This window comes from Agrobacterium tumefaciens, assembly GCF_013337285.1.
In the GTDB taxonomy this organism is placed as follows: domain Bacteria; phylum Pseudomonadota; class Alphaproteobacteria; order Rhizobiales; family Rhizobiaceae; genus Agrobacterium; species Agrobacterium burrii.
Genome location: NZ_SUPW01000001.1, coordinates 739,137 through 761,396 on the forward strand (window position 1 = coordinate 739,137; position 22,260 = coordinate 761,396).

The following is a 22,260-nucleotide window of genomic DNA, read 5'->3' on the forward strand; positions in this document are numbered from 1 at the left end:
TGAGGAAAACCGTTTTTGGCGACGTTTTCCAAGGCCGCGCCCCGGTTTTTCACTCGCAAGCGCAAGTCCCGGCACCACGTAATGTCTCCGCAATTGTGCCCACGTAGCGTCCTCCTCAACGAAACCCGACTCCCCGGTTTTCCAACGCTCAATGCTGCAACGGATATGATCATGAAACAATTTTTTACGGTGAAATGGCAAAAGAACCTGCGTGCGATGGCATTGTGCCTTACAGCGCTGCCCATGGCGCAGATCATCTCTACGCCGGCTTTTGCCGCCGATATCGGCAAATCGGACAGGCTCGCCGATCCGCAGGGCAATTTCGACAATGCCCGCTACAGCAACTCCAGCGACTGGAAGATCACACTCGGCGTCGGTGCGGCCTATGCCCCCAAATATGAAGGCTCCGACAAGCTGGAAGCCGGTGCCGTTCCGTTGGTCTCCGTGCAATATGGCGATACGCTGAGCATCGATTTCAGCGGCGCCACCGTCAATGTCCTGAACCAGAACGGTTTCCGACTGGGCATCAAGGGCGGCTGGGAAGCCGGACGTAAGGAGAAAGACGACAAGAAGAACCTGCGTGGGATGGGCGACATCAAGGCGGGCGGCGTGGTCGGCGGCGTCATCGCTTATGGCATCGACCCCTTCGAAATCTACGCCAAGGTCGACAAGACCATTGGCGGCAGCGAAGGCCTGACGGCCACGGTCGGCGCGAGCGTCTCGCACAAGGTCGACCAGTTCATCCTCGGCGCGGACCTTTCCGCCACCTGGGCGGATGACAACCACATGAAATCCTATTTCGGCGTCACCTCGGCCCAATCCGCCCGCTCCGGCCTGCGCCGCTACGACGCCAAAGCCGGCTTCAAGCGCATCGACGCCAGCGCCTCGGTCTCTTACCTGATGACCGAGAACTGGACGATCACCGGAGCCGGCGGCGTCGGTTTCCTCCTGGGCGACGCCAAGGACAGCCCGGTGGTGAAGAAGGACATACAGCCATTTGCGATGGTGGGCGTGGCCTATACGTTTTAAGGCTTATCTGAACCGTTCGGCGGGGATACCCTTCCCCGCCAGATACGCTTGTTGACGATCCTCAGCGGCTATTGCCGGGAAACACCATCGAAACCGTCAGTCCCGGACAGGCGGCATTCGATGCATCGGTGTCCGACAGCACCAGCGAACCGCCATGCAGTTCCATCACCGCCTCTACCAGAGAGAGACCAAGGCCGGTGCCGGGTTTGGAGCGGCTTTCATCCAGCCGCACGAAACGTTTCAGCACCTCACCGCGCTTGTCGGCGGGAATGCCGGGGCCATGATCGGCAACGGACAGCACGATTGCTTCTTCTTCTCTCGCCAGACGAACGACGAGTTTCTTGTCGCCTTCGCCTTCGCAGGCATATTTCATGGCGTTGTCGATGAGGTTCGATAGGGCCTGGCCGATCAGCTCGCGGTTGCCCTGCACCGAAAGTCCGGGCGCTATCTGGGTTTCCAGCACAAGGCCGGCATCTTCGGCCACCGGCTCGTAAAGCTCGGCGCTGTCTGCGGCGATTGCCGAGACGTCCACATCGGTCATTTCGGCGGCGATCGAACCAGCCTCGACGCGGGAGATCATCAACAGCGCGTTGAAGGTGCGGATGAGCTGGTCCGATTCGGCGATAATGCCCTCGAGTGCTGAGCGCCGTTTGGTTTCGTCATCGTCGTCCAATGCTGCGGCAGCCTTGTTGCGCAGCCGGGTCAGCGGTGTCTTCAGGTCGTGGGCGATATTGTCGGAAACCTGCCGCAAGCCTTCGTTCAGTTTTTCGATGCGGCCGAGCATGGCATTGAGCGAGCCGGACAGCCGGTCGAACTCATCTCCCGAGCGGCCCTGCGGCAGGCGCTGGGAAAGATCGCCGGCCATGATCTTCTTGGTCGCCGCCGACATGCGGTCGATGCGTTTCAGCGCATTGCGGCCGATGCCGAACCAGATGAGCAGCGCGCCGCCGCTCATGATGGCCAGCGCCACCATCAGCGCATTGCGCACCAGCGCCCGGAACTTGGTCGGCTCGCCAAGATCGCGGCCGATCAGAATGCGCAGGCCATTATCCAGCAGGAATATATTGGCGGTGGCGAGATGCTGCACGCTGTCGCCGCTTTCGGAATAACGCTCGTAACGGAAGGGGAAACCAGTCCAGCCTTCCTTGTCGAAGATGCCGGGCTGCACGGAGGCAACGTTGCCGGCGAGGATTTCGCCATTCGGCCCGGCAATGACGTAGAGGCTCGCGCCCGGCTGGCGGGCGCGGCGCTCCATCATCCGCAGCAGCGGATTGATGCCGCCACGATTATAGATGCGCTGTACATCCGAGACTTCCTGTAGCACCGCGTCGCGCGTCTGCTGGTTCAGCAGCTTTTCGGAAAGGGCGGTGACGTAAAACACGAGAAAGGCGGCGCAGAGCGCGAATAAAAGGATATAGAGCGCCGAGAGGCGCACCGCGGTCGACCGGAACAATATTCTGAGGCGGGCCATTTTCGGCAATCAGCCCTCGTCCTTCATCATGTAACCGGCACCGCGAATGGTCTTCAGCAGCGGCTTTTCGAAGTCCTTCTCAATCTTCGAGCGCAGGCGCGAGACATGTACGTCGATCACATTGGTCTGCGGGTCGAAATGATAATCCCAGACGTTTTCCAGCAGCATGGTGCGGGTCACCACCTGACCGGCATTTTTCATCAGATATTCCAGCAGGCGGAATTCGCGCGGCTGCAGCAGGATTTCCTTACCTCCGCGACGCACATCATGCGACAGGCGGTCGAGTTCGAGATCTCCGACCCGGTAGACCATGTCCTGCTCGGGCTTGCCCTTGCGGCGGCCAAGCACCTCGATGCGGGCGAGCAATTCGGAAAAGGCATAGGGCTTCGGCAGATAGTCATCGCCGCCGGCGCGCAGGCCCGTCACGCGGTCATCCACCTGTCCCAGCGCGGAAAGGATAAGAACCGGCGTCTCGATGCCGCGGCGGCGCAGCTCGCTGATGACGGAAAGCCCGTCACGGCGCGGCAACATGCGGTCGATCACCATCACGTCGTAAGAATTTTCGCAGCCCATGAACAGGCCGCTCTCACCGTCGCTCGCGTGATCGGCGACGATCCCGGCTTCGCGGAACGCCTTGGTCATATAGGCCGCAGCCTCGAGGTCGTCTTCAATGACAAGAATCTTCATGTGCGGGACAATAGCGCCCTCGCCCTTTTCCGCACAACCGGAAAGAGATGCGACAGACATTTCCTGGGCCTTGTTTTCCATGAGGTTTCCTCCGCGATGCTGCTTGGACCGGCGTTGCGGGTCCTTATCTTCTCCCCGCAGGGGAGAAGATGGCCCGAAGGGTCGGATGAGGGGGCAAGCGTGCGGTCTATCGCTGCCCTTGCCCCCTCATCCCGCTGCCGCGACCTTCTCCCCCTCGGGGAGAAGAAACAAGCGGCGCTCGCTCACTCCATATGCTTTGTCTCGTCCTTGAGACGAAACATATTCAGTGGCCATGCCGGCTCCCTAAGGAACCGACATCGCCTTTCTATTTATCAACCCTGGTCGATATCCAGAGCGATGAAGCGGCTGCCGTCGTCCGTCTGGATCTGGAACAGCGCCTTGGAGCGTCCGTCCTTCTTGGCCTGTTCGAGGATCTTCTCGATATCGGCGGCGGAAGCGACCTGCTGGTTGTTGACGGAGGTGATCTTCTCGCCCGTCTTCAGGCCACGGGCAGCGGCGTCGCTGTCGGGATCGACATCGGTGATGGCAAGGCCGTTGCCGTCATCGGCGGGCGAAACCGTGAGACCAAGGCTGGACAGCACCTTCTCGCTGGAGGACTGGCTGCCCTTGTCGTCGTTCTGGGCAGGCGTCGCCTTGGAAGCGTCGTCGCTGGCGAGATCGCCGAGCGTCACGGTTACCGACTGCGACTTGCCACCGCGCCAGAGCGAGATTTCAACCTTGGCGTTGGGGGCCATGCCACCGATGCGGCGCGACAGGTCGCGGGCATCCTTGACGGGTTCGCCATTGACGGCGGTGATGATGTCACCCTGCTTGATGCCGGCCTTGTCGCCCGGCGAGCCGGACTGCGGCGAGACAACGAGTGCGCCGCTTGCTTCGGAAAGACCGAGCGATTCGGCGATATCCTTGCTGACGGGCTGGATCTGCACGCCGAGCCAGCCGCGTTCGACCTTGCCGTCCTTCTGCAGGTCGGCAATCACGTCCTTGGCCACCGATGCGGGGATGGCGAAGGCGATGCCGACATTGCCGCCGGAGGGCGAGAAGATGGCGGTGTTGATGCCGACCACTTCACCGTTGAGGTTGAAGGCGGGGCCACCGGAGTTGCCACGGTTCACGGCAGCGTCGATCTGCAGGTAGTCGTCATAGGGGCCGGAGCCGATATCGCGGCCGCGGGCGGAGATGATGCCCGAGGTCACCGTACCGCCGAGACCGAAGGGGTTGCCGACGGCGACGACCCAGTCACCGACGCGGATCTTGGTGTCATCGGCGAATTTCACATAGGTGAACTTGCGGTTCACATCGACCTTCAGCAGCGCCAGATCGGTGCGCGGATCACGGCCGACGAGCTTGGCATCGAGTTCGGTGCCGTCATTCATCACGATCGTATAGGCGGAACCGTCATCGACAACGTGGTTGTTGGTGACGACATAACCGTCTTCGGAGATGAAGAAGCCAGAGCCCTGAGCGACCGGGCGCAGCGGACCCTTACCGTCACGGTGGCGGTTCGGGCCACGGTCGGAACGATCCTGGTTAGGGCCGCCGAATTCTTTGAAGAAGCGCTTCAGCGGATGGTCGTCCGGCAGCTGGTCGAGACCACGGCCGCCGAAATTGAAAGAGAAATTGCTGGAATCATCGGAGGCGGGCTGCACGTTCGACTGGACGCGAACGGAGACGACGGCGGGCGAAACCGCATCAACAACATTGGCAAAGCTCGGAACCTGCGGCGCAGTCACTTCGACGGGTGCTGCAAACGAATGGGCGATCGGTGCGGCGATGCCGGTGGACAGCATCAGCGCGGCAAGACCGCCGACGGTCGTGGCCTTCAGGGCCGTCTTCAGCGAGAAACGTCCGTTTTGAGAGTGAGACATTGGTACCTTCTTTCTTCATTCAGACTAGAGCCCGTTTGACCGGGGGAGAAGCGGTGGATGATGAAGATATAGGAGGCAACACCTTACGGCGAAGTGTCTGACGAATGAAAAATCCGTAATGTTGAAAAAGAACCGGGGACCGATATGGAAACCGGTTATTTTTCAATGATATTACGGATTCTCTCTTCTTCGTCCGCGCTCAGTTTTTGCGGCCGCTCCTGCGTTGCCCGGCGGCGGGAGAAGACGAAGACAGCGAAAATGCCGACAAGGGTAAGACCGATGGGTGCGCCCCACAAAAGCACGGTGCGCAGGCTGAGGCGAGGCTTCAGCAACACGAACTCGCCATAACGCGACACGACATAATCGATGACGGCATTGTCGCTATCGCCCTGAACCAGCCGCTCGCGCACCAGAACGCGCAAATCGCGCGCCAGTTCGGCATTGCTGTCATCAATCGACTGGTTCTGGCAGACCATGCAACGCAGCTGCGAGGTCAGGTTCCGGGCGCGCTGTTCCAGCGCGGGGTCTTTCAGCACCTCGTCGGGGTTGAAGGCGAAGGCAGGAAATACGGCAAAGATGAGGGTCAGAAGAAGCGCAAGCCTTGCCACCATCTTCCTCATTCCGCCGCCTCCGGCATTACTGCTGGTCGGACTGGCTTCGCCTTGCGATTTGGTGCCCCCACCCTCAAGCGTCTGTCGGAGAGCGAGATGAAACCACCCACCATCATGAACAGGGTGCCGCCCCAGATGCACAGGATGAAGGGTTTCCACCAGATGCGCACCACCATGCCGCCATCGGCCATCGGGTCGCCCAGCGAGACATAGAGCTGGCTAAGGCCGAAGGTCAGGATGCCGGCTTCCGTCGTCGGCATGCGCCGCGCGGTATAGAGCCGCTTGGACGACCAGACGTCGCCCACCTCGATCCCCGCCTTGCGCACGGTGAAATGGCCGCGATCCTCGGTGAAGTTGGGGCCAACGGCGTGGCGGATGCCATCAAAGGTGAGGCTGTAGCCGCCCGCTTCCGCCACCATGCCCTGTTTCATTTCCAGCACGGTTTCGGTCTCATAGGTGGTGACGATGACAATGCCGAGCACGGTGATGCCGACGCCTATATGCGCCAGCGCGGTGCCGAAGGCAGAGCGCGGCAGGCCCTTCAGACGGCGGAATGCGATGCCGAAGGCCAGTTTACCGAAATTGGCGCGATACCAGAGATCGGCAAACGCACCGAAAATCAGCCAGAAACCGGCGGCGATACCGAGCGCCGCCAGCACCGGACCGCCATTTTCCACGTACCAGAGCGCCAGCCCGGCAAGGGCTGCAATGGCGGCGGCCACATAAAGCCGCTGGAATGCGCCAAGAAGATCGCCGCGCTTCCACGCCAGCATCGGCCCGAAGGGCGTGACGATCAGGATCGGGATCATCAGCAGGCCGAAGGTGAGGTTGAAGAAGGGTGCACCGACCGAGATTTTTTCGCCCGTCAGCGTTTCCAAAATGAGCGGATAAAGCGTGCCGATCAGCACCGTGGCGGTGGAGACCGTGAGAATGAGATTGTTGAGGACGAGTGCCCCTTCGCGCGAGATCGGCGCAAACAGTCCGCCCACCTTCAGCGACGGCGCGCGCCAGGCAAAGAGCGCGAAAGCCCCACCGATGAAGATGGTCAGAATGCCGAGGATGAAGATGCCGCGGCTCGGATCGGTGGCGAAGGCATGCACTGAGGTCAAGACGCCGGAGCGGACGAGGAAGGTGCCGAGCAGCGACAGCGAAAAGGTCATGATCGCCAGAAGCACGGTCCATATCTTCAGCGCCTCGCGCTTTTCCATGACGAGCGCCGAATGGAGAAGTGCTGTTCCGGCCAGCCACGGCATGAAGGAAGCGTTTTCCACCGGATCCCAGAACCACCAGCCGCCCCAGCCGAGTTCATAATAGGCCCAGTAGGAACCCATGGAGATGCCGGCGGTCAGGAAAGTCCAGGCGGCGAGCGTCCACGGCCTTACCCAGCGCGCCCAGGCGGCGTCGATGCGGCCTTCCAGCAAGGCGGCGACCGCGAAGGAAAAGCAGACGGAAAAGCCGACATAACCGAGGTAGAGCAGCGGCGGATGGATGGCGAGGCCGAAATCCTGAAGGATCGGATTCAGGTCCTGCCCTTCGGCCGGCACCGGTGACAGACGCAGGAACGGATTGGAGGTGAGCAGGATGAACAGCAGGAAGGCGACGGAAATCCAGGCCTGTACGGCGAGAACATTGGCTTTGAGCGTTTCCGGCAGGTTGCGGCCGAAGGCAGCGACAAGCGCACTGAAAAACACCAGAATGAGCAGCCACAGCAGCATGGAGCCTTCGTGGTTGCCCCAGACGCCGGTCAGCTTATAGAGCATGGGCATCAGCGAATGGGAGTTTTCCCAGACGTTGCGCACGGAGAAATCCGAGACGGCGTAAGCCCGTGTCAGCGCCGCGAAGGAAAGACCCACCAGCAGGAACATCATGACGGAGCCGAGCGAGGCGACATCCATCAGCGCCCGGTCGTTGCGGCGCGCGCCGATCACCGGCAACGTTGAGACGATGAGCCCCACACCAAGCGCCAGAACCAGAACGTAGTGGCCGATCTCGTTGATCATTTCGTTGCTCCGGTTTTGTCAGTGGAGACGGCACCGGCTGATGGCGTTGCGGCGGCGGGGTTCTCGCCGTCGCCACCGTGCTGCCACAGGCCCTTGTCCTTCAGCCGGTCGGCCACTTCCTTCGGCATGTAGTTTTCGTCGTGCTTGGCCAGCACACTGTCGGCCACGAAGCCATGGGTGACGACATCGAATACGCCTTCGGTCACCACGCCCTGCCCTTCGCGGAAAAGATCGGGGAGGATGCCGGTATAGCTGACGGGCACATTGGCCTCGCCATCCGTCACGGTGAAGCTCACCGTGCGGCCATCGCCGCGCTTGACCGAACCTTCGGCCACCAGCCCGCCGAGGCGGATGCGGGTACCGGGATTAACCGGCGTCTTTTCCAGATCGGCCGGCATGTAAAAATAGGCGATGGACTGGCCGAAGGCGAACATGACGAGCAACACCGCCGCGACAATGAAGCTCGTGCCGCCGCCGATGATCGCCAGACGTTTCTGTTTGCGGGTCATTGCGTCACTCCCTGCGGCGCGGCATCCTGTTGCCCGTTGGTGCGGATCGGCCCGGCGGAAACGCCCAGTTCCTTCGCCAGTGCAAGGAGCTGCCTGCCCTGCTCACCCTCCGGCGGGAAAGCCTGCAGGCCGGCCCTCAAGGCTTCACCGGCCTTGGCTTCATTCTTCAGCACCGAATAGGCGCGCACGAGACGCATCCAGCCTTCGAAATCGGCCGGGTTTTCCTTCAGCTTGGCATCAAGGCTCGCCACCATGCCCTCGATCATCGCCTGCCGGTCGGTGGCCGTCATGTCATTGGCCGCCGCCATATCCTGCGCGGTCGGGCCAGGCGCGGCTGGGGCCGCTTCCCCGCCCGTGCGGGTAATATGTTCGCGAACCAGCGGCAGCCAGGGCGCGCCGGCCGGCGCATCGGCCTCCAGCGCCGCAAAAGCCGCACGTGCCTCGTCGGCCTTGCCCGCCTGTTCCAGCGACAGCGCCAGATAGAAGCGCGCGCGCGGATTACCGGGGCTCAACTGCTCGGCCTCGGCAAACGCGTCACGTGCCGCTTCGATGACGATGCCGTCATTGCCGGCCACCAGCGTTTCGCCAAGTCCCGTCAGCCGTTCGGCGCTTGGTCCCAGAAGACGCAGCGCATTGCGATAGGCAAGCTCTGCATCGCCAAGCCGCAGGGTCTTGAAATAGATCGGGGCCAGAATATCCCAGCCGGCGCCGTCATCCGGGTTCTGCGCCAGATGCCGTTCCGCCCGGGCGACCAGCAAGTTCATGTCATTGCCGGGTTTTTCAAGACGTGCCTCTAGCGGCATGTCCGGCACTTCCGGACTGCCGTTCCAGATGTAGAGACAGAGACCGAGGGCGGGCAGAAGAACGGTAATCAGGCTGGCGGCAAGATTGTGCCGCAGCGGCCGGGTTTCTTTTACCACTTCCTGTTCCGAATCGGCGGCGGCAAGCAGGCGGCGACCGATTTCAGCGCGCGCATAATCCGCTTCGGTTTCACCGATCAGGCCCGCAGCGCGCTCACGGTCCAACTCGGCAAGCTGGTCGCGGTAAACGGCAACCTCACCGTCGCGGCGCGTCTCAGGCACCTCGGTCTTCCGCATCAGCGGGTACATCAGGACGATGGCGACAGCCGCCGTCAATATCGCAACGACAATCCAGAACATAAGGCTCAATTACTCGAATGCGCGGCACATGGAAACATGAAGCGCGGGGATGACGTGAATTTGAGACATCACGCCGCACCAAAAGCCCTGTTTCGGCTGTTCCGCCGTGCCTCTTCTTGTCATCGCCAGAGGTCGGTGACCTTGATTTACGTCAAACTCGTCAGGTCAAAGGCGACCAGCTGCCATCGCCATTGCGGCAGGCCGCGCCGCGCACCTTGATTTCGCGTCCATCCACGGTGAGGCTATGCGAATATTGCCGGCAGTTCTGATTGCCGACCTGATAGGGCGCATTGGCAACCACCTGCCCCTTGGCGTCATCGCCGTTCCACACGACTGGGGTTCCGACAGGCGCCGTTTCCAGCGCCTTGTATTCCGCCTCAAGCGCCCTGGTCTGGTCGCCCCTGTCGAGCTGCACGCCGCTTCGCCCGACGATGCCGCCTTCAAGATTGGCGAGGAACGGTGTTGCGGGCCGTGCGGAGCCGCCAAACAGGCCACCGCCCGCCGAGCGGGTGCCCGTGGTGGTGCAGGCGCTCAGCATCGATACGCACAGGATCGAGAGAAATACCGGGCGTGACACCAGCGAACGCATCGTCACGGAGCGACAGCCATCATACACGTCAACCAAACCCTGTCCTCTTTCCTGCCGCATTGCACCTAATATGGTGCCATTGAATTTCTTGCCTTTTTTCTTGCCTCACGCAAGCTCTTTCGAAAGGCCCGGCAAAATCAGATCGGCTTTCAGCCCGCCGATCGCGCTGCGCGACAGCGAAAAGCGGCCATGGTACTCAGACACCACTTCGGAAACGATGGAAAGTCCCAGTCCCGTTCCCGGACGGCTCTCATCCAGCCGCCTGCCGCGCTTCATCGCCTCGCTGATCTGTCCCGGCTCCAGCCCCGGCCCATCATCTTCCACCGTCAGTTCCACCCACGAACGGCGGCCGATTTCGGCGTCGGAGGACGGGTGTGTGCCGGTGGCAAGCGTGACGACCACCCGGGTCTCGGCAAAACGCGCGGCATTTTCCAGAAGGTTGCCGACAACCTCCTCCAGATCCTGCTGCTCCATGCCCAGCACCGCGCCGGGTTGCTCGAAATTCAGCACGAACTGCTTTTCGGGGTTCAGGCGGCGCATCACACGCACCAGCCGTTCCAGCGCCGGTTCGGCCTCCACGCGGGCGAGGATGGAGCCGCGCTGGGCGGCGATGCGGGCGCGGGAGAGATAGGACTGCACCTGCGCCTGCATGGCGTCGGCCTGCGCCCGCACCAGATCGCCATGCTGCGGCTCCAGCGTGCGGGCCTCGTTCAGAAGCACGGCGATCGGCGTCTTCAGGGAATGGGCGAGATTGCCGACCTGCATGCGGGCGCGCTCCACCAGCCGCCGGTTGCTGTCGATCAGCGCGTTGACCTCATTCGCCAGCGGCTGGATTTCACGCGGGAATTCGCCCTCGAGGCTCTCCGCCTCCCCACCCCGGATCTTGCCGAGCGCGACACGGGCCTGATCGAGCGGCCGCAGACTGTAGAGAATGGCAAGGCCGTTGACGACGAGACTGCCGACGCCGAAAACGGCCAGCGCCAGATAAAGACTGTTGGAGAAATCACGCACATCGTCTTCCACGACATTCAGATTGCCGGAGACGCGAAACCGCGCCGCACGGCCCTCACCATCCAGCACCACTTCCGTTTCCGCCACGCGCACCTTGTTGCCGGCCTCGTCGGTGACGGCATAAAAGCGCTCGTATCTGTTGTCGAAGGGTGCGTCGATAATGCTCGGCACCGGCAGCGTCGACACGCCGAGCGAGGAAGAAACCAGTGGCGCGGTCTGGAAATTGCCAAGCGGCTCCACCACCCAGTACCAGCCGGTATCGGGCTGCGAAAACCGGAGATCGCCGAGCTGCGGGCTGCCGGCCAGCGTATTTTCGTTGGAAATCGTCACGGAATTGATGACGTTATAAAGCTGCGCCCGCAGAAGGTCGGTGAAGCTGCGCTCCACGCCCTGTCGGTAAAGCGTCGAAATGACGACGGCGATCACCACCAGCGCCAGCGCCGACCAGGCGGAGGCAAGCAGCAGAACGCGGGCGGTGAGAGAGCTATTTCGCATCGGCCGGCGCTTGCATCCGGTAACCGAGACCACGGATCGTCTCGATCAGATCGACCCCGAGCTTTTTGCGCAAACGCCCGACAAACACCTCGATCGTGTTGGAATCGCGGTCGAAATCCTGATCGTACATATGTTCGACCAGCTCCGTGCGCGAGACGACCTCGCCCATGTGATGCATGAGATAGGATAAGAGACGGAACTCGTGCGAGGTGAGCTTCAGCGTCACCCCGTTGACGGTCGCCTTGGAGGATTTGGTGTCGAGCTTGACCGGGCCGCAGGTGAGTTCCGAGGACGCGTGACCGGCGGCGCGGCGGATGAGCGCACGCACGCGGGCAAGCACTTCTTCCACATGGAAAGGCTTGGTGACGTAATCGTCGGCGCCGGCATCGATGCCCGCCACCTTGTCGCTCCAGCGGTCGCGGGCGGTGAGGATCAGGACGGGCATGGCCTTGCCGGCGGCGCGCCATTTTTCAACGACGGTGATGCCATCCAGCTGCGGCAGGCCGATATCGAGAACGATCGCGTCATAGGGTTCGGTATCGCCGAGATAATGCCCTTCCTCGCCGTCAAATGCCTGATCGACAACATAACCGGCCTCTTTCAGCGCATCGGTCAACTGACGATTGAGATTGGCATCATCCTCAACAACGAGAATACGCATTATCAGCCCTTTCCTGTGTCCCGGCCCGCCTGCGTTCCGGTCATGCTAAGTGTCTCGGATCGTTTTCCGATATTTCGGCGATGCGGGCAAGCTACATCGGCACGCGCATCGTTACCTTGCGCGGGCGCTCGCCATTGCCCTGGACGAGAACGGTGACGACACAGGACTGACCGTCACCGGAAGGATAGACCGAAAGCAGCTGGCCGCCGGTTTCGCGCACGACGCGAGAGACGGCTGCGCCGCAATCGCTGGCAGCCAGAATGTAGTGGCCCTGCAGATCAGCCTCGGGCGCCGTGAAACCGGAAAGCCCGGCTGCAAGCGTCGCGATGATGAGAGGTGATGCCATTCTACAAACTTCCAAAAACCGGGTGCGTCTCGAACCTTATTGTGACCGAATATGTAGCGCAAAGCGTCTGAATGGCAAATGAATGCTACCCCCGCCGCCATGAGCCGTGGCGGGGGCTTTGCTGCTGCTGTTATCGTCAGCGGATGGCGCGGGTTGCCGAAAGGCGGCCATAAAGTGCAATCAGGCCGCCAATTCCGCCTGCAACCGTTACCAGCCCTTCCGCCAGTTCGCCGTGCAGACCGGCCGGCAGGTCGAAGCCTGCGATGGCGAAAAGCGGTGCAAAAACCGCAATCAGCGCGCCCCAGATCGTGCGCGATTGATACCATGCCTTGGAGCTATCCATTCTCTCATCCTTTGCGTTGTTTTTCAGGCAGTTATCAGAGCGGGAGAAGGGCCTGCGCCACCACTCCCAGAGGCACCGCGCGGCCGAGCTGACGGACACGCACGGAAATGTGATCCCGCAGGACCGGGAAATCTGTGAGTTCGGCGGCGACAGGGTAAAACCAGAGGGGTTCGGACACCTCCGCCATTCGTTTGACGGCTTCTCCCTCCAGCACCTCGACGCGATAGCGCTCGAAAGGCTCGTCCAGCGGGATGTCGCTCGCATCCCAGCCATCGGCCTCCATCCGGCCACGCCGTTTCCATTTGATCAGAACGCCATCGCTTTTCCGCTCGCCGGAAAGATGCACCGGCGCAAGCGGCGTCTGCGCCCGCAATCCACCCTCGAATGCGAAAGGCCCGGCCGAAGCGCTCGCCTTTCCCGCTGCCTCGACCATCCAGTTCAGGCGGCGTCCGCGCTCACCGAGAGCAAGGCCGAGCGGCTGCACCGCGGCGTCCAGCATCACCGCCGGTGCACCTGCGGGCGCGCCCACCAGCATCGCATCTTCCGTGCCCGCCAGCCCGCGCAGAAGGACCGAGAGCCGCCAGCGCAAGGGCGCGATTTCCTCGGCTTTTGCGAAGGCGATGATTTCCCAGACGCCGTTTGCAGCCTTGATGGCGATGCGGCTCTCACCGTTCAGCACTGCAAACTCCAGCGCCGAGGCAAGCCCGCCATAGGGCAGATCGATCAGGATGGCATTCCCCCGATCGAAGCGGCCAGAGGGGCCGGGCTTAAGCGGCATTGCCAGCGTGCCGATCATCGCCGGCTGGTCGAGCACGGCGCGCTGCCGGTAACCTTCCGTGCCCGAGGATGCGGAAACGAGGATCGGCCGCCATGGCCTTGCGAAAACGGTAATCCGCGCCGAATGCTCCGCAGCGACACCATCATGGTGCGGCAGGTCGAGAAACAGTACTTCCGGGGCAAAGCCCTCGGTACCGCTTATGCCGCCGGCGCGTCGCTCATCCGCCGCACCCGCAAAAACCGAAAACGCAGCGGAAAAAGCACGCGCCTCCACTTGCCTCATAGCGCCATCTTCAATCCGGCTGACCAGAAACCGACCTGCCGGAGCCTGCGGAAAGGCGTTCTCCGGCAAACGGATGCAATCACCGGGCTCAAGGGCGATATCGGCAGGTGGCAGGGCAAAACGCACTGTGCGCCGTGCCTGACGGTTGTCCCGCAGCACCGCCTCGACAGCGGTTTCCGCCGTTTCCGCCGGCAAGGCGACGTTGAGGTCTAGCCGCATCACGCGGCTGCCGGCATTGTCGATGCGGCGGGAACGCGCACTTGCCTGCTCGTAGTCCAACGCTGGGTTAAACGAGGTCAACACGGCTTCCGCGGCAAAATCGCTGTCATGACCGCGATTTTCCGACCACAGCGGCTCACTATCGAGATCGGCAAGCACGGAAATATCGCGGACGGGCAAAACCGCCGTGTTGCGGGAACGGAAGCAAAGGGTTCCGCCATCCTCCGCCACATCCACCTGAAACGCGGCCATCAGCGGCTCCAGCAGGGCGCGCGCCGAGGTCACATCGCCCTGGACATAACCGGTCATGTCGCCGCTGACGGCGGAGACATCGAAAGCGTCAAAGCCGTGGTCGGTCAGGATTTCGGTAATGGTATCGGCAAGCGTCACTGTCCCCAACCGGCCGTTCAGCCAATGGCCGGTGCGCCAGTTGCCGCCATCGCTCCACACCGCACCATTCTGCGGAAAGGCGGGAAAGGGCCGCGCATCCCAGGTCCATAGATAGACACGGTTTTCATCCACCATCGCCGCATCGCCTTGACCCCAATGGTCAAGATGCGCTTCCAGAAACCGCCGCTGCTGGCTGTCGGCCCGGTGTCGGCGGGAGAAATACGGAAAGGCGTTTTCCGCTGATTTCGGATCGGGAAAGACATTCGGGCGCGTCGCGCTCTTGTCCACCGCCGGGCAACCGAGTTCGGTGATCCAGATCGGTTTCGAGCCAGGCACCCATGCGGTGGGTGTCGATTTTTCCACACCCCGCACCCGGTCGTAGTGGCGGTTTCCCCACCAGTTGCCGATGTCCTTGTAGCGGAACACCCATGGCTTGCCCTTTAGTCCATCAGTGATGGTCGTGCGCCGCCGCGCCGCACGGTCCGCGTCGCTGGCATAATACCAGTCGAAGCCCTCACCTGCCGTGATGGCGCGGCGGAAGGCGGAAGCATCATCCGGGCCGCTCATGCCATCAGGATTGCCGTTTGCGGCATCCTCGTCGCGCCAGTCGGACAGCGGCATGTAATTGTCGATGCCGATGGCGTCGATATCGCGGCTCGCCCAGAGCGGATCGAGATGGAAGAACACATCGCCCGAACCATCTGCCGGCTGGTAACCGAAATATTCGCTCCAGTCCGCCGCATAGGTCAGTTTCACCGCCGGTCCGACAACGGCGCGCACATCCCCCGCCAGCCGCACCAGCTCCTCCACGAAAGGAAATGCATCATTCTGGTCGCGCAGGCCCGTCAGCCCGCGCAGTTCCGAGCCGATCAGAAAGGCATCCACGCCGCCCGCCTTGGCCACAAGCGCCGCATAATGCAGCACCATGCGACGATAACCCTCGGTGCGATGGCAGAAGGCCAAAACCTCCCGCCGCGCGCCGGCGCTGCGGTCTGGAGAACCGGCTCTGCCGGGTGCGGGAAAACAGGTGATGCGCCCGCGCCAGCCATAGGCGTCCTGTTCGCCTTTGCCATAGGGGTCGGCCAAGCTGTTACCGGCGGGCACATCCATCATCACGAAGGGATAAAGGCAGACCTTCAGCCCCCGCGCCCTGAGGTCCGCTATCGCCTGCAGCACGCTTTGATCGTCCGGCGTGCCGCCATAGGCCGGGCCGCCGCCGTGATGGCTGACCAGATGCGCCACCCCGCGCGAAAGCCCGGCGACGGACCATGGCGCGGTTTCTCCATCGCGGCCTGCCACTTCCACGCCGGGCAGGATGCGGCATTCGCCCGCCCGCATATCCGTGCCTAACCAGCTGACCACCAGCGCCACACTTTGCAGGTTGGGGCAAAGCGCCTGCAACTCGTCGATGGCCGCCTGCCAGTCGGTGGCAGCGGTCAAGCCGTTGCGGTTCATGATGCGGCTTTGCCCCATGCCGGTCGTTTCCGAAACCTGCACTGTTGCATAACCATGCTCCGTTGCGCCCGGAATGATGGTGATGGCGCGGATGGATTTTTCGAGCTTGCCGACCGGCCGCAAGACTTCGAACTGCATCAGTGGAATGCGATTGCCATAACCATCGAGCGGCAGTCGCTCAAAAACCACATAGGCCAGCCCGCGAAAGGCCGGCGCATTGCCGCTTCCCTGCTTTGCTTCGATCAGCGGATCAGGCAATTGCGTCTCGCTGCCGGGGTAAAAACGCATCTCGATGCCGGTCAGATCAACTTCCCGCCCATCGGCCCAGACACGCCGCACCATAGCCGCTTCGCCTTCGCAGAGGCCGATGGCGAGATTGGCGAAATAGCGAAAAGTCTCCACCTTCGGGCCGCGATTGCCCTTGCCGCCGCGCCGCTCGACCTCGACGCTTTCCTCGAAACGCGTCGCCCAGATCAGCGTGCCGCCAATCCTCGCCGTGCCGTAAAGCCGGTTGATGGCCGCCCCCTCATCCGCCCCCGGAATGCGCGCCGTCGAAAGCCGCGTGCCGGATACGGTGCGCCCGTTCGAAAGCAAAGCCCGATCGACAGCATTGCCGGCCAGCGCACCGGCCGCCTGGCCGATGATGGCGCCGATGGGGCCGAAAAAACTGCCAAGGGCCGCGCCCGCCGCCTGAAAAACTATGGTCGCCATGCTTGCCTCGAAAAATTTCAGGGATCGGGAAAACGGAAGGAGCCGGCGATGCGCCGCTTCCAGCCCGGCACCAGCGCGGAACGCACCACCGCCGCTTGCTCATAGGCATGGATGAAATGCTGCAGCCCGGCGACGATGCCGAGATGTTTGGCCGCCGCATCGGCCCGCCAGCGGAACAGCAAGAGGTCTCCCGGCCTTGCCTCTTCCATGTCAGGCACCGGCAGAAAGTGGCGCTTCGCCGCCACCATCAGCCGGTCTTCACCGCCACGTTCGGCCCAATCAGGCGCATAGGGCGGCAGCAATTCCGGCTCCCCACCGTAAAGTTCACGCCAGATGCCCCTGACGAGGCCGAGGCAATCGCAGCCGACGCCCTTTAACGAGGCCTGATGCCGGTAGGACGTACCGATCCAACACTGCGCCAGCGCCAGCACTTTTTCTCCGGTATCGCTCATGGAAACAGTGCCCTGCCATCATGGGTCTGGCCGCCACTGGCGTAGGAATAGGCGAAATCCGCTCCCGGCAGATGCGGAAAGCCCCTGAAATTCAGGTGATTAGCGAATTTCGCCTTGCAGGTGGCAAAACTCTTGTCGCAGCCGGCGGTGACAGAAAATCCGTCTCCGGGCGATGGCATCTGTTCCGGCACCAGCCAGAAGGACAGAATCGTGCCGCCGTCGCGGCGCGCATGGCCATCGAGGTCAAAACTCTTGCCGGCGAGTGCACCGCTGAGAAACCGCAACTTTCCCCGGCTGAAGAAACCGTCGTTGAAAGCGTCAAGCCCCGAGACCAGCAGGTTGCCCGCCGCATCCACCACCGTCACGCGGCCATTGCCGGTGAACCGCGAAAGGTCGATGCCGCAGCGCCGGTCGCCAAGTGCGGCATCGCAGCGACGCCCATAGATTCTGCCCTGCGGCTGACCGAGGCGATGGGCGAGGCTGCGCAACTCGGCGCGAAACGCCCCGCCCGCCCGCGTCACCTCGCCGATCTCACGCATGGAAAGCAGCACATGCTCATCCGGCGCCTGCCAGTTGACGAGGTAAAGCTCCACCCGTGCGCCATCGAAACGCCCGGCGGCCAGATCGCTTTCCGAAATCGCCTCGCTGGAAAAACCGCCCGCCACCTCACCGGCACTGGCACCCAGCCCGGTTTCACTGTCGCTGTCGCTCGCCCCGAAACCGCTGGCGGCGAGGTAGTCCGTGCCGGCGAAAGAGAGTGTCTCGTCGTGGTCGGTAAAACCGATCACAGCGCCCTCCTTCAGCGTCACCTTCCAGCAATGGCAGGTAGTCGTCGCATCGCCCTTCAGATGCGTGGCAAGGCCTGGAGGGATAGTCTTCATGGCAGGATTTCCATCAGTGGAATGGAGGGAATACGGCCCGCCTCGAAAGCGGTGAGGTTGACGTCGATGCGATCGATCGCGAAGCGCACCGGCACGTCGAATTCAAAACCCGCCCGGATCACCGCGCCGGCCGGCGGCACCTTGCCGGCGCGAAACGTCACCATGCCGGTGGCATGATCGACCGACATATCCGCAGGCGGGACACGCACGCCCTCGACTGACACGACAACCGAACCTTCGACCGGCTTCTCCACCTGCCGCGTGAAGGAGCCACCCGCATCCGCATAGGTTTTCACCAGCGGAAACTGAGCTGTTGCGCCATCGCCGGTGCCGATCCTCTGATCGGTCACGGCGGGCGCTTCGCCCGGCGGGCAGGATTTGAAATCCACCGGATCGCGAAACCGAAAGCCGTAAAGCTCGCCGCGCCGCGCCTCGAAAAAGGCGAGCACCTCATAGAGATCGGCGACGGAGCGGATGCCGGATCCCGCATCATAGGCGCGTCTGGCATTCTTCCAGCGCTGGTTGCGGTTCTCGCGGCCATTAGAGAGATTGACGATATCGGTTCGCCGCACCGGCCCGCCGCTGACGCCGAGCGCCAATCGCAGCGGAAACTGCACTTCATGAAATGCCGCCATGTCGTTGTTCCACGAATCTTTTTGCTGTGTTGAAAGGTCGGTGCGTCACAATCCGCGCTGGCCGCGCCCGACGCTGCGCGCCAGCATGGCGGCGATCTGGCCTTCGCTTTTTCTAAAACTCGCCGCATCGGTGGCCGTCACGTTGAAGACGATCTGCGCGCCACCCCCGCCCGCCGGTGCTGCCACCCCCAAAGCGCCATCCGAGCCACGTTTCAGCGGCAGGATGGCTTCCGCACCCGCCTCGCCCATCAGGCCCAGCCCGCCGCCCATCGGAAAAAAGGCAGGGCTGGAAACCACGCCACCATCGGCAAAAGGCGTGATGCTGCGCCCCGGCACCCCGCCATCGGCAAAGGCAAACAGGGAGCCGCCACCGTTCAAAAGCCCGCCGACGGCATTGCCGATCATATTCTCCAGCGGCTTCAACCCGGCGGAAAGCGCAATGCCCGACAGGCGTTCTCCAAGCCCGCGCAGCACCTCGTCCAGCCCCTTGCCGCCCGTCGTCGCCGCTTGCAGGGCCGACGTCAGCGCCGCCCCGAACCGCTCGGACCGCCGCTCGAGATCGCCCATCACGTTCACCAGCGCTTCCGCCTCCTGGCGGTTCTCCGCCATCGATGCATCACCTGCCATCCCGCTTGCCTTTCTGATTCAACTGGGGAATGCATGCTGCTGAAACAGCTTTCAAAAACCGGCTGCTTCAATCAATGTTCTTTAAAAACCCAGCTTGTTGGGTTATGGTTCTCATGGTCACGGTTCTGCGGCAGCATGGCATGCGTTTCGTCATCTACACGGCCGATCACGAGCCGCCGCATGCGCATGTCTACGGAGAGGGTGAAGCCCGTATCGATCTCGTAACCCTTACCGTCATGACGCAGGGCGGCATGTCGGACAGGGATGTACGGCGCGCGGTTGCAGTGATCGAAGAAAACCGGACGCTTTTTCTTGAAACGTGGAGAAAATATCATGGTTGAGGTCAGCGATGCCGAACTTGCGGCCGCCAAGGAGCGCTGGCGGCAGGAACACGCGGAACGTCCTGTTCCGGTTGCCGTGCGTTTCGATGCGGCATCGGCCCGGGTCATTGTCGATTTCACCAATGGCGCCTGTTTCATGTTTCCAGCCCACGCGCTGGAGGGCTTGGAGAACGCCACGCCGGAACAGCTGGCCGAGGTCGAGCTCCTCGGCGAGACCGGCCTGCATTGGGAAAGCCTCGATGCGGATTATACGATCAGCGGGCTTATGAACGGCATTTTCGGCAGCCGCGCTTTCATGGAAGCCCAGCGCAAGGGCGGGCAATCCCGCTCCCCGGCCAAGGCCGCCGCCAGCCGCGCCAACGGTGCGAAGGGTGGCCGTCCGCGAAAAATGCCCTGACACCGTCACCCATCCGGAAACCGCCGCATCATCGCCTCTATCGCCCGACGATCGGGGCTGCCGGAACCAGCACGCACGCCGCCGGTCATCGCGAAGAATTCCCTTGGCGTCAGCCGCCAGAAGGTTTCGGAAGAAAGCCGCAGCAGGCAGAATCCGGCGTGGATCACCGTCTCCCAGGGGAAAGGGCGCGGCGTCGCCTCGCCTGCTGCGGCGCTTAAGGGTCCGGCTGTGTTTCTCCTTTCGGGCCGGCAAAGGTGGCGGTCAGAAGGTCGGCGATGATGGCGGCGTGGCCGGCGATGCCGCCTTCCACGGTTGCGGCGGCCACATCCTCATCGGAAAACACATTGCCCGCGCCGCGCAGGCCCGCACCGATCACCCGGATCATATCGGCGGCCTTCATGCGGCCGCTGGCGAAACGTTCGGCGAGCGCCGTCAGGTCGTCGGCCTGAAAGGCGGTTTCGAGTTCGGCCAGCGCTCCGAGCGTCAGGCACAGAATGCGCCTTTCGCCGTCGATCAGCGCCTCGATCTCACCGCGATGGCGGTTCGCCCGCCCGTAGCGTAATCCTTGCGGCATCACAGCGCTCCGAAGTTAAGGAGACCGGCGGATTCCAGCGCGATCTCGAATTGCACCTCGCCATCGTGACGGCCGGAATATTCGAGCGCGACGATCTGGAACGGCCCGGTAATGGTGCCGAAATCCGGGATGACGATCTGCCAGCCCGGAATGGCGCCGGCAAAAAATGCGCCGCGCACCAGCGCATCGCTCGCTACATCCTTGAAGATGCCGGATGCCGTCAGCGATGCCCGCTGCACGCCCGCACCGGCCAGAAGCTCGCGCCAGCGCCCCGCACTTTCTCCGTCGGTTATATCGACGGCCTGCGCATTGAAGGCCAGCCGCTTGGTTCTCAGCCCCGCCACGGTCACATAGGCACCGGCATTGTTGATCTTCAGCAGCAGGTCCTTGCCCTTCTGCGCCACCATGGTGTTCTCCTTTGGCCTCGATTGATGTTGCCGGGTCGCTATTGGCCTGCTACCAAATAATTCCCCCGCATCTCGCACCCCTGATTTCCATCATGTCTGAAGCCACCCCCTTCCCGTCCCGCGCGCGCCTTATCGGCGTGCTTGCGGTTGGGCAGATCATCAGCTGGGGCAGCGGTTTCGACATGCTGGCCGTGCTCGGCCCACGGATCGGGCAGGAGCTGGCCATCGCCAACGAGGTGGTGTTTGCCGGCCTCACCGTCATGATGACGATCAGCGCGCTCTGCGGCCCGCTTCTGGGAAGAACGCTCGTGCGCCACGGCGCAGCGCCCGTCCTTGTGGCGGGTTCGTTGCTTTTCACGGCGGGTTTTGTCGTGCTCGCCTTTGCGGGCGGCGTGATCAGTTATTTGCTCGGCTGGGCCGTCATCGGATTTGCCGCCACCTGCGGCCTGACGACGGCGGCCCATGCGGCGGTGGTGGAGCGTGTCGGCGCGGAAAGCGGCCGGTTGCTGACGCTGCTGATGCTGTTTACCGGGCTTTCGGCGGCATTTTTCCTGCCGCTCACCACGCTTGCCGCCGAACATTTCGGCTGGCGCGGCACGCTCATCGGTTATGCCTGTCTGCAGCTCTTCCTGCTTCTGCCTCTCTACCTCTTCGTTCTTCCCGGCCGGCCGGTCCGCAAAGCCGTGACGCCGCAGGAAGCGGCTGCGATTGCACCCTCACCGGTCGATACGCGACGCGCCTTTCTGCTGCTGGCGGCAATGACGACGATCAGCGCGTTTACGACGTTCGGCCTGTCTCCGCTGCTGCCCCTGCTCCTGGTCAACGCCGGCGCATCACAATCGCTGGCCGTGCAGCTGGCATCTGTGCGCAGCGTTCTTGCGATTACGGCGCGCGGGCTGGATTTCCTGCTTGGCAAACACGGCAACCCCTTCGTCACAGCCATGATCGGCCTCTGTCTGCTGTTCCTGTCCCTGCTGCTGTTGCTCGCCTTTGCTCCGGCCATGCCCGCCTTCATCAGCTTCATCGTTTTCTTCGGCTTCGGCGCGGGCGTGCTCACCGTCAGCCGCGCCGTGTTGCCGCTGGCGGTGTTTTCCCCGGAGCAATATGGCCTGCAGGCCGCACGTATCTCGCTGCCGCAGAACCTTGCGATTGCCTTTGCGCCCGTTATCTTCACGCTGGCGCTGGATCGTGGCGGGGTCGCGGCCATGTTGACCATCGCAGCTGCGCTGATCGGCATTTCGTTTCTGCTATTGATCGTCCTGTGGAAGACCGTGCGCAGGCAGACTTCCTGA

The 22,260-nt window shown here is 62.7% G+C and carries 23 protein-coding genes and 1 pseudogene; 4 read left to right on the forward strand and 20 right to left on the reverse strand.

Annotation, left to right across the window (positions count from 1 at the left end; genetic code table 11):
* Window positions 1-165 precede the first annotated feature (165 nt).
* Window positions 166-1,029 carry a MipA/OmpV family protein gene (locus tag FCH38_RS03545; protein ID WP_174372842.1) on the forward strand — a complete coding sequence of 288 codons (864 nt, stop codon included), beginning with the start codon at window positions 166-168 and terminating at the stop codon, window positions 1,027-1,029.
* A 61-nt stretch (window positions 1,030-1,090) separates the two neighbouring features.
* Here the strand turns inward: FCH38_RS03545 and FCH38_RS03550 are convergent, their stop codons facing one another.
* From FCH38_RS03550 to FCH38_RS03630, 17 genes are all read right to left on the reverse strand, one after another.
* On the reverse strand, window positions 1,091-2,500 hold the full coding sequence (locus tag FCH38_RS03550; RefSeq protein WP_174373125.1) for a sensor histidine kinase: 1,410 nt from the start codon (window positions 2,498-2,500) through the stop codon (window positions 1,091-1,093).
* 9 nt (window positions 2,501-2,509) lie between these two features.
* The gene (locus FCH38_RS03555) at window positions 2,510-3,268 is read right to left on the reverse strand and encodes a response regulator transcription factor (RefSeq protein ID WP_149898914.1); all 759 of its coding nucleotides are present in this window, start codon (window positions 3,266-3,268) and stop codon (window positions 2,510-2,512) included.
* Window positions 3,269-3,540: 272 nt separating this feature from the next.
* A complete protein-coding gene (locus FCH38_RS03560; RefSeq protein ID WP_149898913.1) occupies window positions 3,541-5,094 on the reverse strand; it encodes a Do family serine endopeptidase in 1,554 nt (517 codons plus the stop codon).
* A 155-nt stretch (window positions 5,095-5,249) separates the two neighbouring features.
* Window positions 5,250-5,714, reverse strand: a complete 465-nt coding sequence (locus tag FCH38_RS03565) for a cytochrome c-type biogenesis protein (RefSeq protein ID WP_153513433.1) — start codon at window positions 5,712-5,714, stop codon at window positions 5,250-5,252.
* The gene (locus tag FCH38_RS03570) at window positions 5,711-7,705 is read right to left on the reverse strand and encodes a heme lyase CcmF/NrfE family subunit (RefSeq protein ID WP_174372843.1); all 1,995 of its coding nucleotides are present in this window, start codon (window positions 7,703-7,705) and stop codon (window positions 5,711-5,713) included. Before FCH38_RS03570 ends, FCH38_RS03565 begins: the two co-directional genes overlap by 4 nt.
* The gene (gene ccmE / locus FCH38_RS03575) at window positions 7,702-8,214 is read right to left on the reverse strand and encodes a cytochrome c maturation protein CcmE (protein ID WP_174372844.1); all 513 of its coding nucleotides are present in this window, start codon (window positions 8,212-8,214) and stop codon (window positions 7,702-7,704) included. The genes FCH38_RS03570 and ccmE overlap by 4 nt, the downstream gene beginning before the upstream one ends.
* The gene (gene ccmI, locus FCH38_RS03580) at window positions 8,211-9,374 is read right to left on the reverse strand and encodes a c-type cytochrome biogenesis protein CcmI (RefSeq protein ID WP_174373126.1); all 1,164 of its coding nucleotides are present in this window, start codon (window positions 9,372-9,374) and stop codon (window positions 8,211-8,213) included. Before ccmI ends, ccmE begins: the two co-directional genes overlap by 4 nt.
* A gap of 160 nt (window positions 9,375-9,534) precedes the next feature.
* Window positions 9,535-9,963, reverse strand: a complete 429-nt coding sequence (locus FCH38_RS03585; RefSeq protein ID WP_174373127.1) for a hypothetical protein — start codon at window positions 9,961-9,963, stop codon at window positions 9,535-9,537.
* A 105-nt stretch (window positions 9,964-10,068) separates the two neighbouring features.
* Complete coding sequence (locus FCH38_RS03590) at window positions 10,069-11,469, reverse strand: sensor histidine kinase (RefSeq protein WP_149898908.1); 1,401 nt, start codon at window positions 11,467-11,469, stop codon at window positions 10,069-10,071.
* Window positions 11,459-12,130 (reverse strand): response regulator transcription factor, encoded by a 672-nt coding sequence (locus FCH38_RS03595; RefSeq protein WP_149898907.1) that lies wholly within the window; start codon window positions 12,128-12,130, stop codon window positions 11,459-11,461. Before FCH38_RS03595 ends, FCH38_RS03590 begins: the two co-directional genes overlap by 11 nt.
* Window positions 12,131-12,221: 91 nt before the next feature.
* Complete coding sequence (locus FCH38_RS03600; RefSeq protein ID WP_045017107.1) at window positions 12,222-12,476, reverse strand: hypothetical protein; 255 nt, start codon at window positions 12,474-12,476, stop codon at window positions 12,222-12,224.
* 136 nt (window positions 12,477-12,612) lie between these two features.
* On the reverse strand, window positions 12,613-12,819 hold the full coding sequence (locus FCH38_RS03605) for a hypothetical protein (protein ID WP_174372845.1): 207 nt from the start codon (window positions 12,817-12,819) through the stop codon (window positions 12,613-12,615).
* A 34-nt stretch (window positions 12,820-12,853) separates the two neighbouring features.
* Window positions 12,854-16,654, reverse strand: coding sequence for a baseplate multidomain protein megatron (locus FCH38_RS03610; RefSeq protein WP_174372846.1), 3,801 nt, complete (start codon window positions 16,652-16,654; stop codon window positions 12,854-12,856).
* 17 nt (window positions 16,655-16,671) lie between these two features.
* Window positions 16,672-17,106 carry an NlpC/P60 family protein gene (locus FCH38_RS03615; protein ID WP_174372847.1) on the reverse strand — a complete coding sequence of 145 codons (435 nt, stop codon included), beginning with the start codon at window positions 17,104-17,106 and terminating at the stop codon, window positions 16,672-16,674.
* Window positions 17,103-17,987 carry a DUF2163 domain-containing protein gene (locus tag FCH38_RS03620; RefSeq protein WP_174372848.1) on the reverse strand — a complete coding sequence of 295 codons (885 nt, stop codon included), beginning with the start codon at window positions 17,985-17,987 and terminating at the stop codon, window positions 17,103-17,105. Before FCH38_RS03620 ends, FCH38_RS03615 begins: the two co-directional genes overlap by 4 nt.
* On the reverse strand, window positions 17,984-18,622 hold the full coding sequence (locus FCH38_RS03625) for a phage distal tail protein, Rcc01695 family (RefSeq protein WP_174372849.1): 639 nt from the start codon (window positions 18,620-18,622) through the stop codon (window positions 17,984-17,986). The genes FCH38_RS03620 and FCH38_RS03625 overlap by 4 nt, the downstream gene beginning before the upstream one ends.
* Window positions 18,623-18,667: 45 nt before the next feature.
* The gene (locus FCH38_RS03630) at window positions 18,668-19,249 is read right to left on the reverse strand and encodes a phage tail tape measure protein (RefSeq protein WP_174372850.1); all 582 of its coding nucleotides are present in this window, start codon (window positions 19,247-19,249) and stop codon (window positions 18,668-18,670) included.
* 113 nt (window positions 19,250-19,362) lie between these two features.
* On the opposite strand from FCH38_RS03630, the gene FCH38_RS03635 reads away from it, so the two are divergent.
* Complete coding sequence (locus tag FCH38_RS03635; RefSeq protein WP_149898900.1) at window positions 19,363-19,590, forward strand: DUF4160 domain-containing protein; 228 nt, start codon at window positions 19,363-19,365, stop codon at window positions 19,588-19,590.
* Window positions 19,583-19,987 carry a DUF2442 domain-containing protein gene (locus FCH38_RS03640; protein ID WP_153513423.1) on the forward strand — a complete coding sequence of 135 codons (405 nt, stop codon included), beginning with the start codon at window positions 19,583-19,585 and terminating at the stop codon, window positions 19,985-19,987. Before FCH38_RS03635 ends, FCH38_RS03640 begins: the two co-directional genes overlap by 8 nt.
* A 5-nt stretch (window positions 19,988-19,992) precedes the next feature.
* Here the strand turns inward: FCH38_RS03640 and FCH38_RS03645 are convergent.
* From FCH38_RS03645 to FCH38_RS03655, 3 genes and pseudogenes are all read right to left on the reverse strand, one after another.
* Window positions 19,993-20,205 (reverse strand): annotated as a pseudogene (locus FCH38_RS03645) (rcc01693 family protein); the annotation flags it as partial.
* Window positions 20,202-20,561 carry a gene transfer agent family protein gene (locus FCH38_RS03650; protein WP_174372851.1) on the reverse strand — a complete coding sequence of 120 codons (360 nt, stop codon included), beginning with the start codon at window positions 20,559-20,561 and terminating at the stop codon, window positions 20,202-20,204. The pseudogene FCH38_RS03645 and the gene FCH38_RS03650, both read right to left, overlap by 4 nt.
* Window positions 20,561-20,968, reverse strand: coding sequence for a phage major tail protein, TP901-1 family (locus FCH38_RS03655; protein ID WP_174372852.1), 408 nt, complete (start codon window positions 20,966-20,968; stop codon window positions 20,561-20,563). The genes FCH38_RS03650 and FCH38_RS03655 overlap by 1 nt, the downstream gene beginning before the upstream one ends.
* Before the next feature lie 92 nt (window positions 20,969-21,060).
* Here FCH38_RS03655 and FCH38_RS03660 point away from each other — a divergent pair, with 92 nt between their 5' ends.
* Window positions 21,061-22,260 carry an MFS transporter gene (locus FCH38_RS03660; protein ID WP_174372853.1) on the forward strand — a complete coding sequence of 400 codons (1,200 nt, stop codon included), beginning with the start codon at window positions 21,061-21,063 and terminating at the stop codon, window positions 22,258-22,260.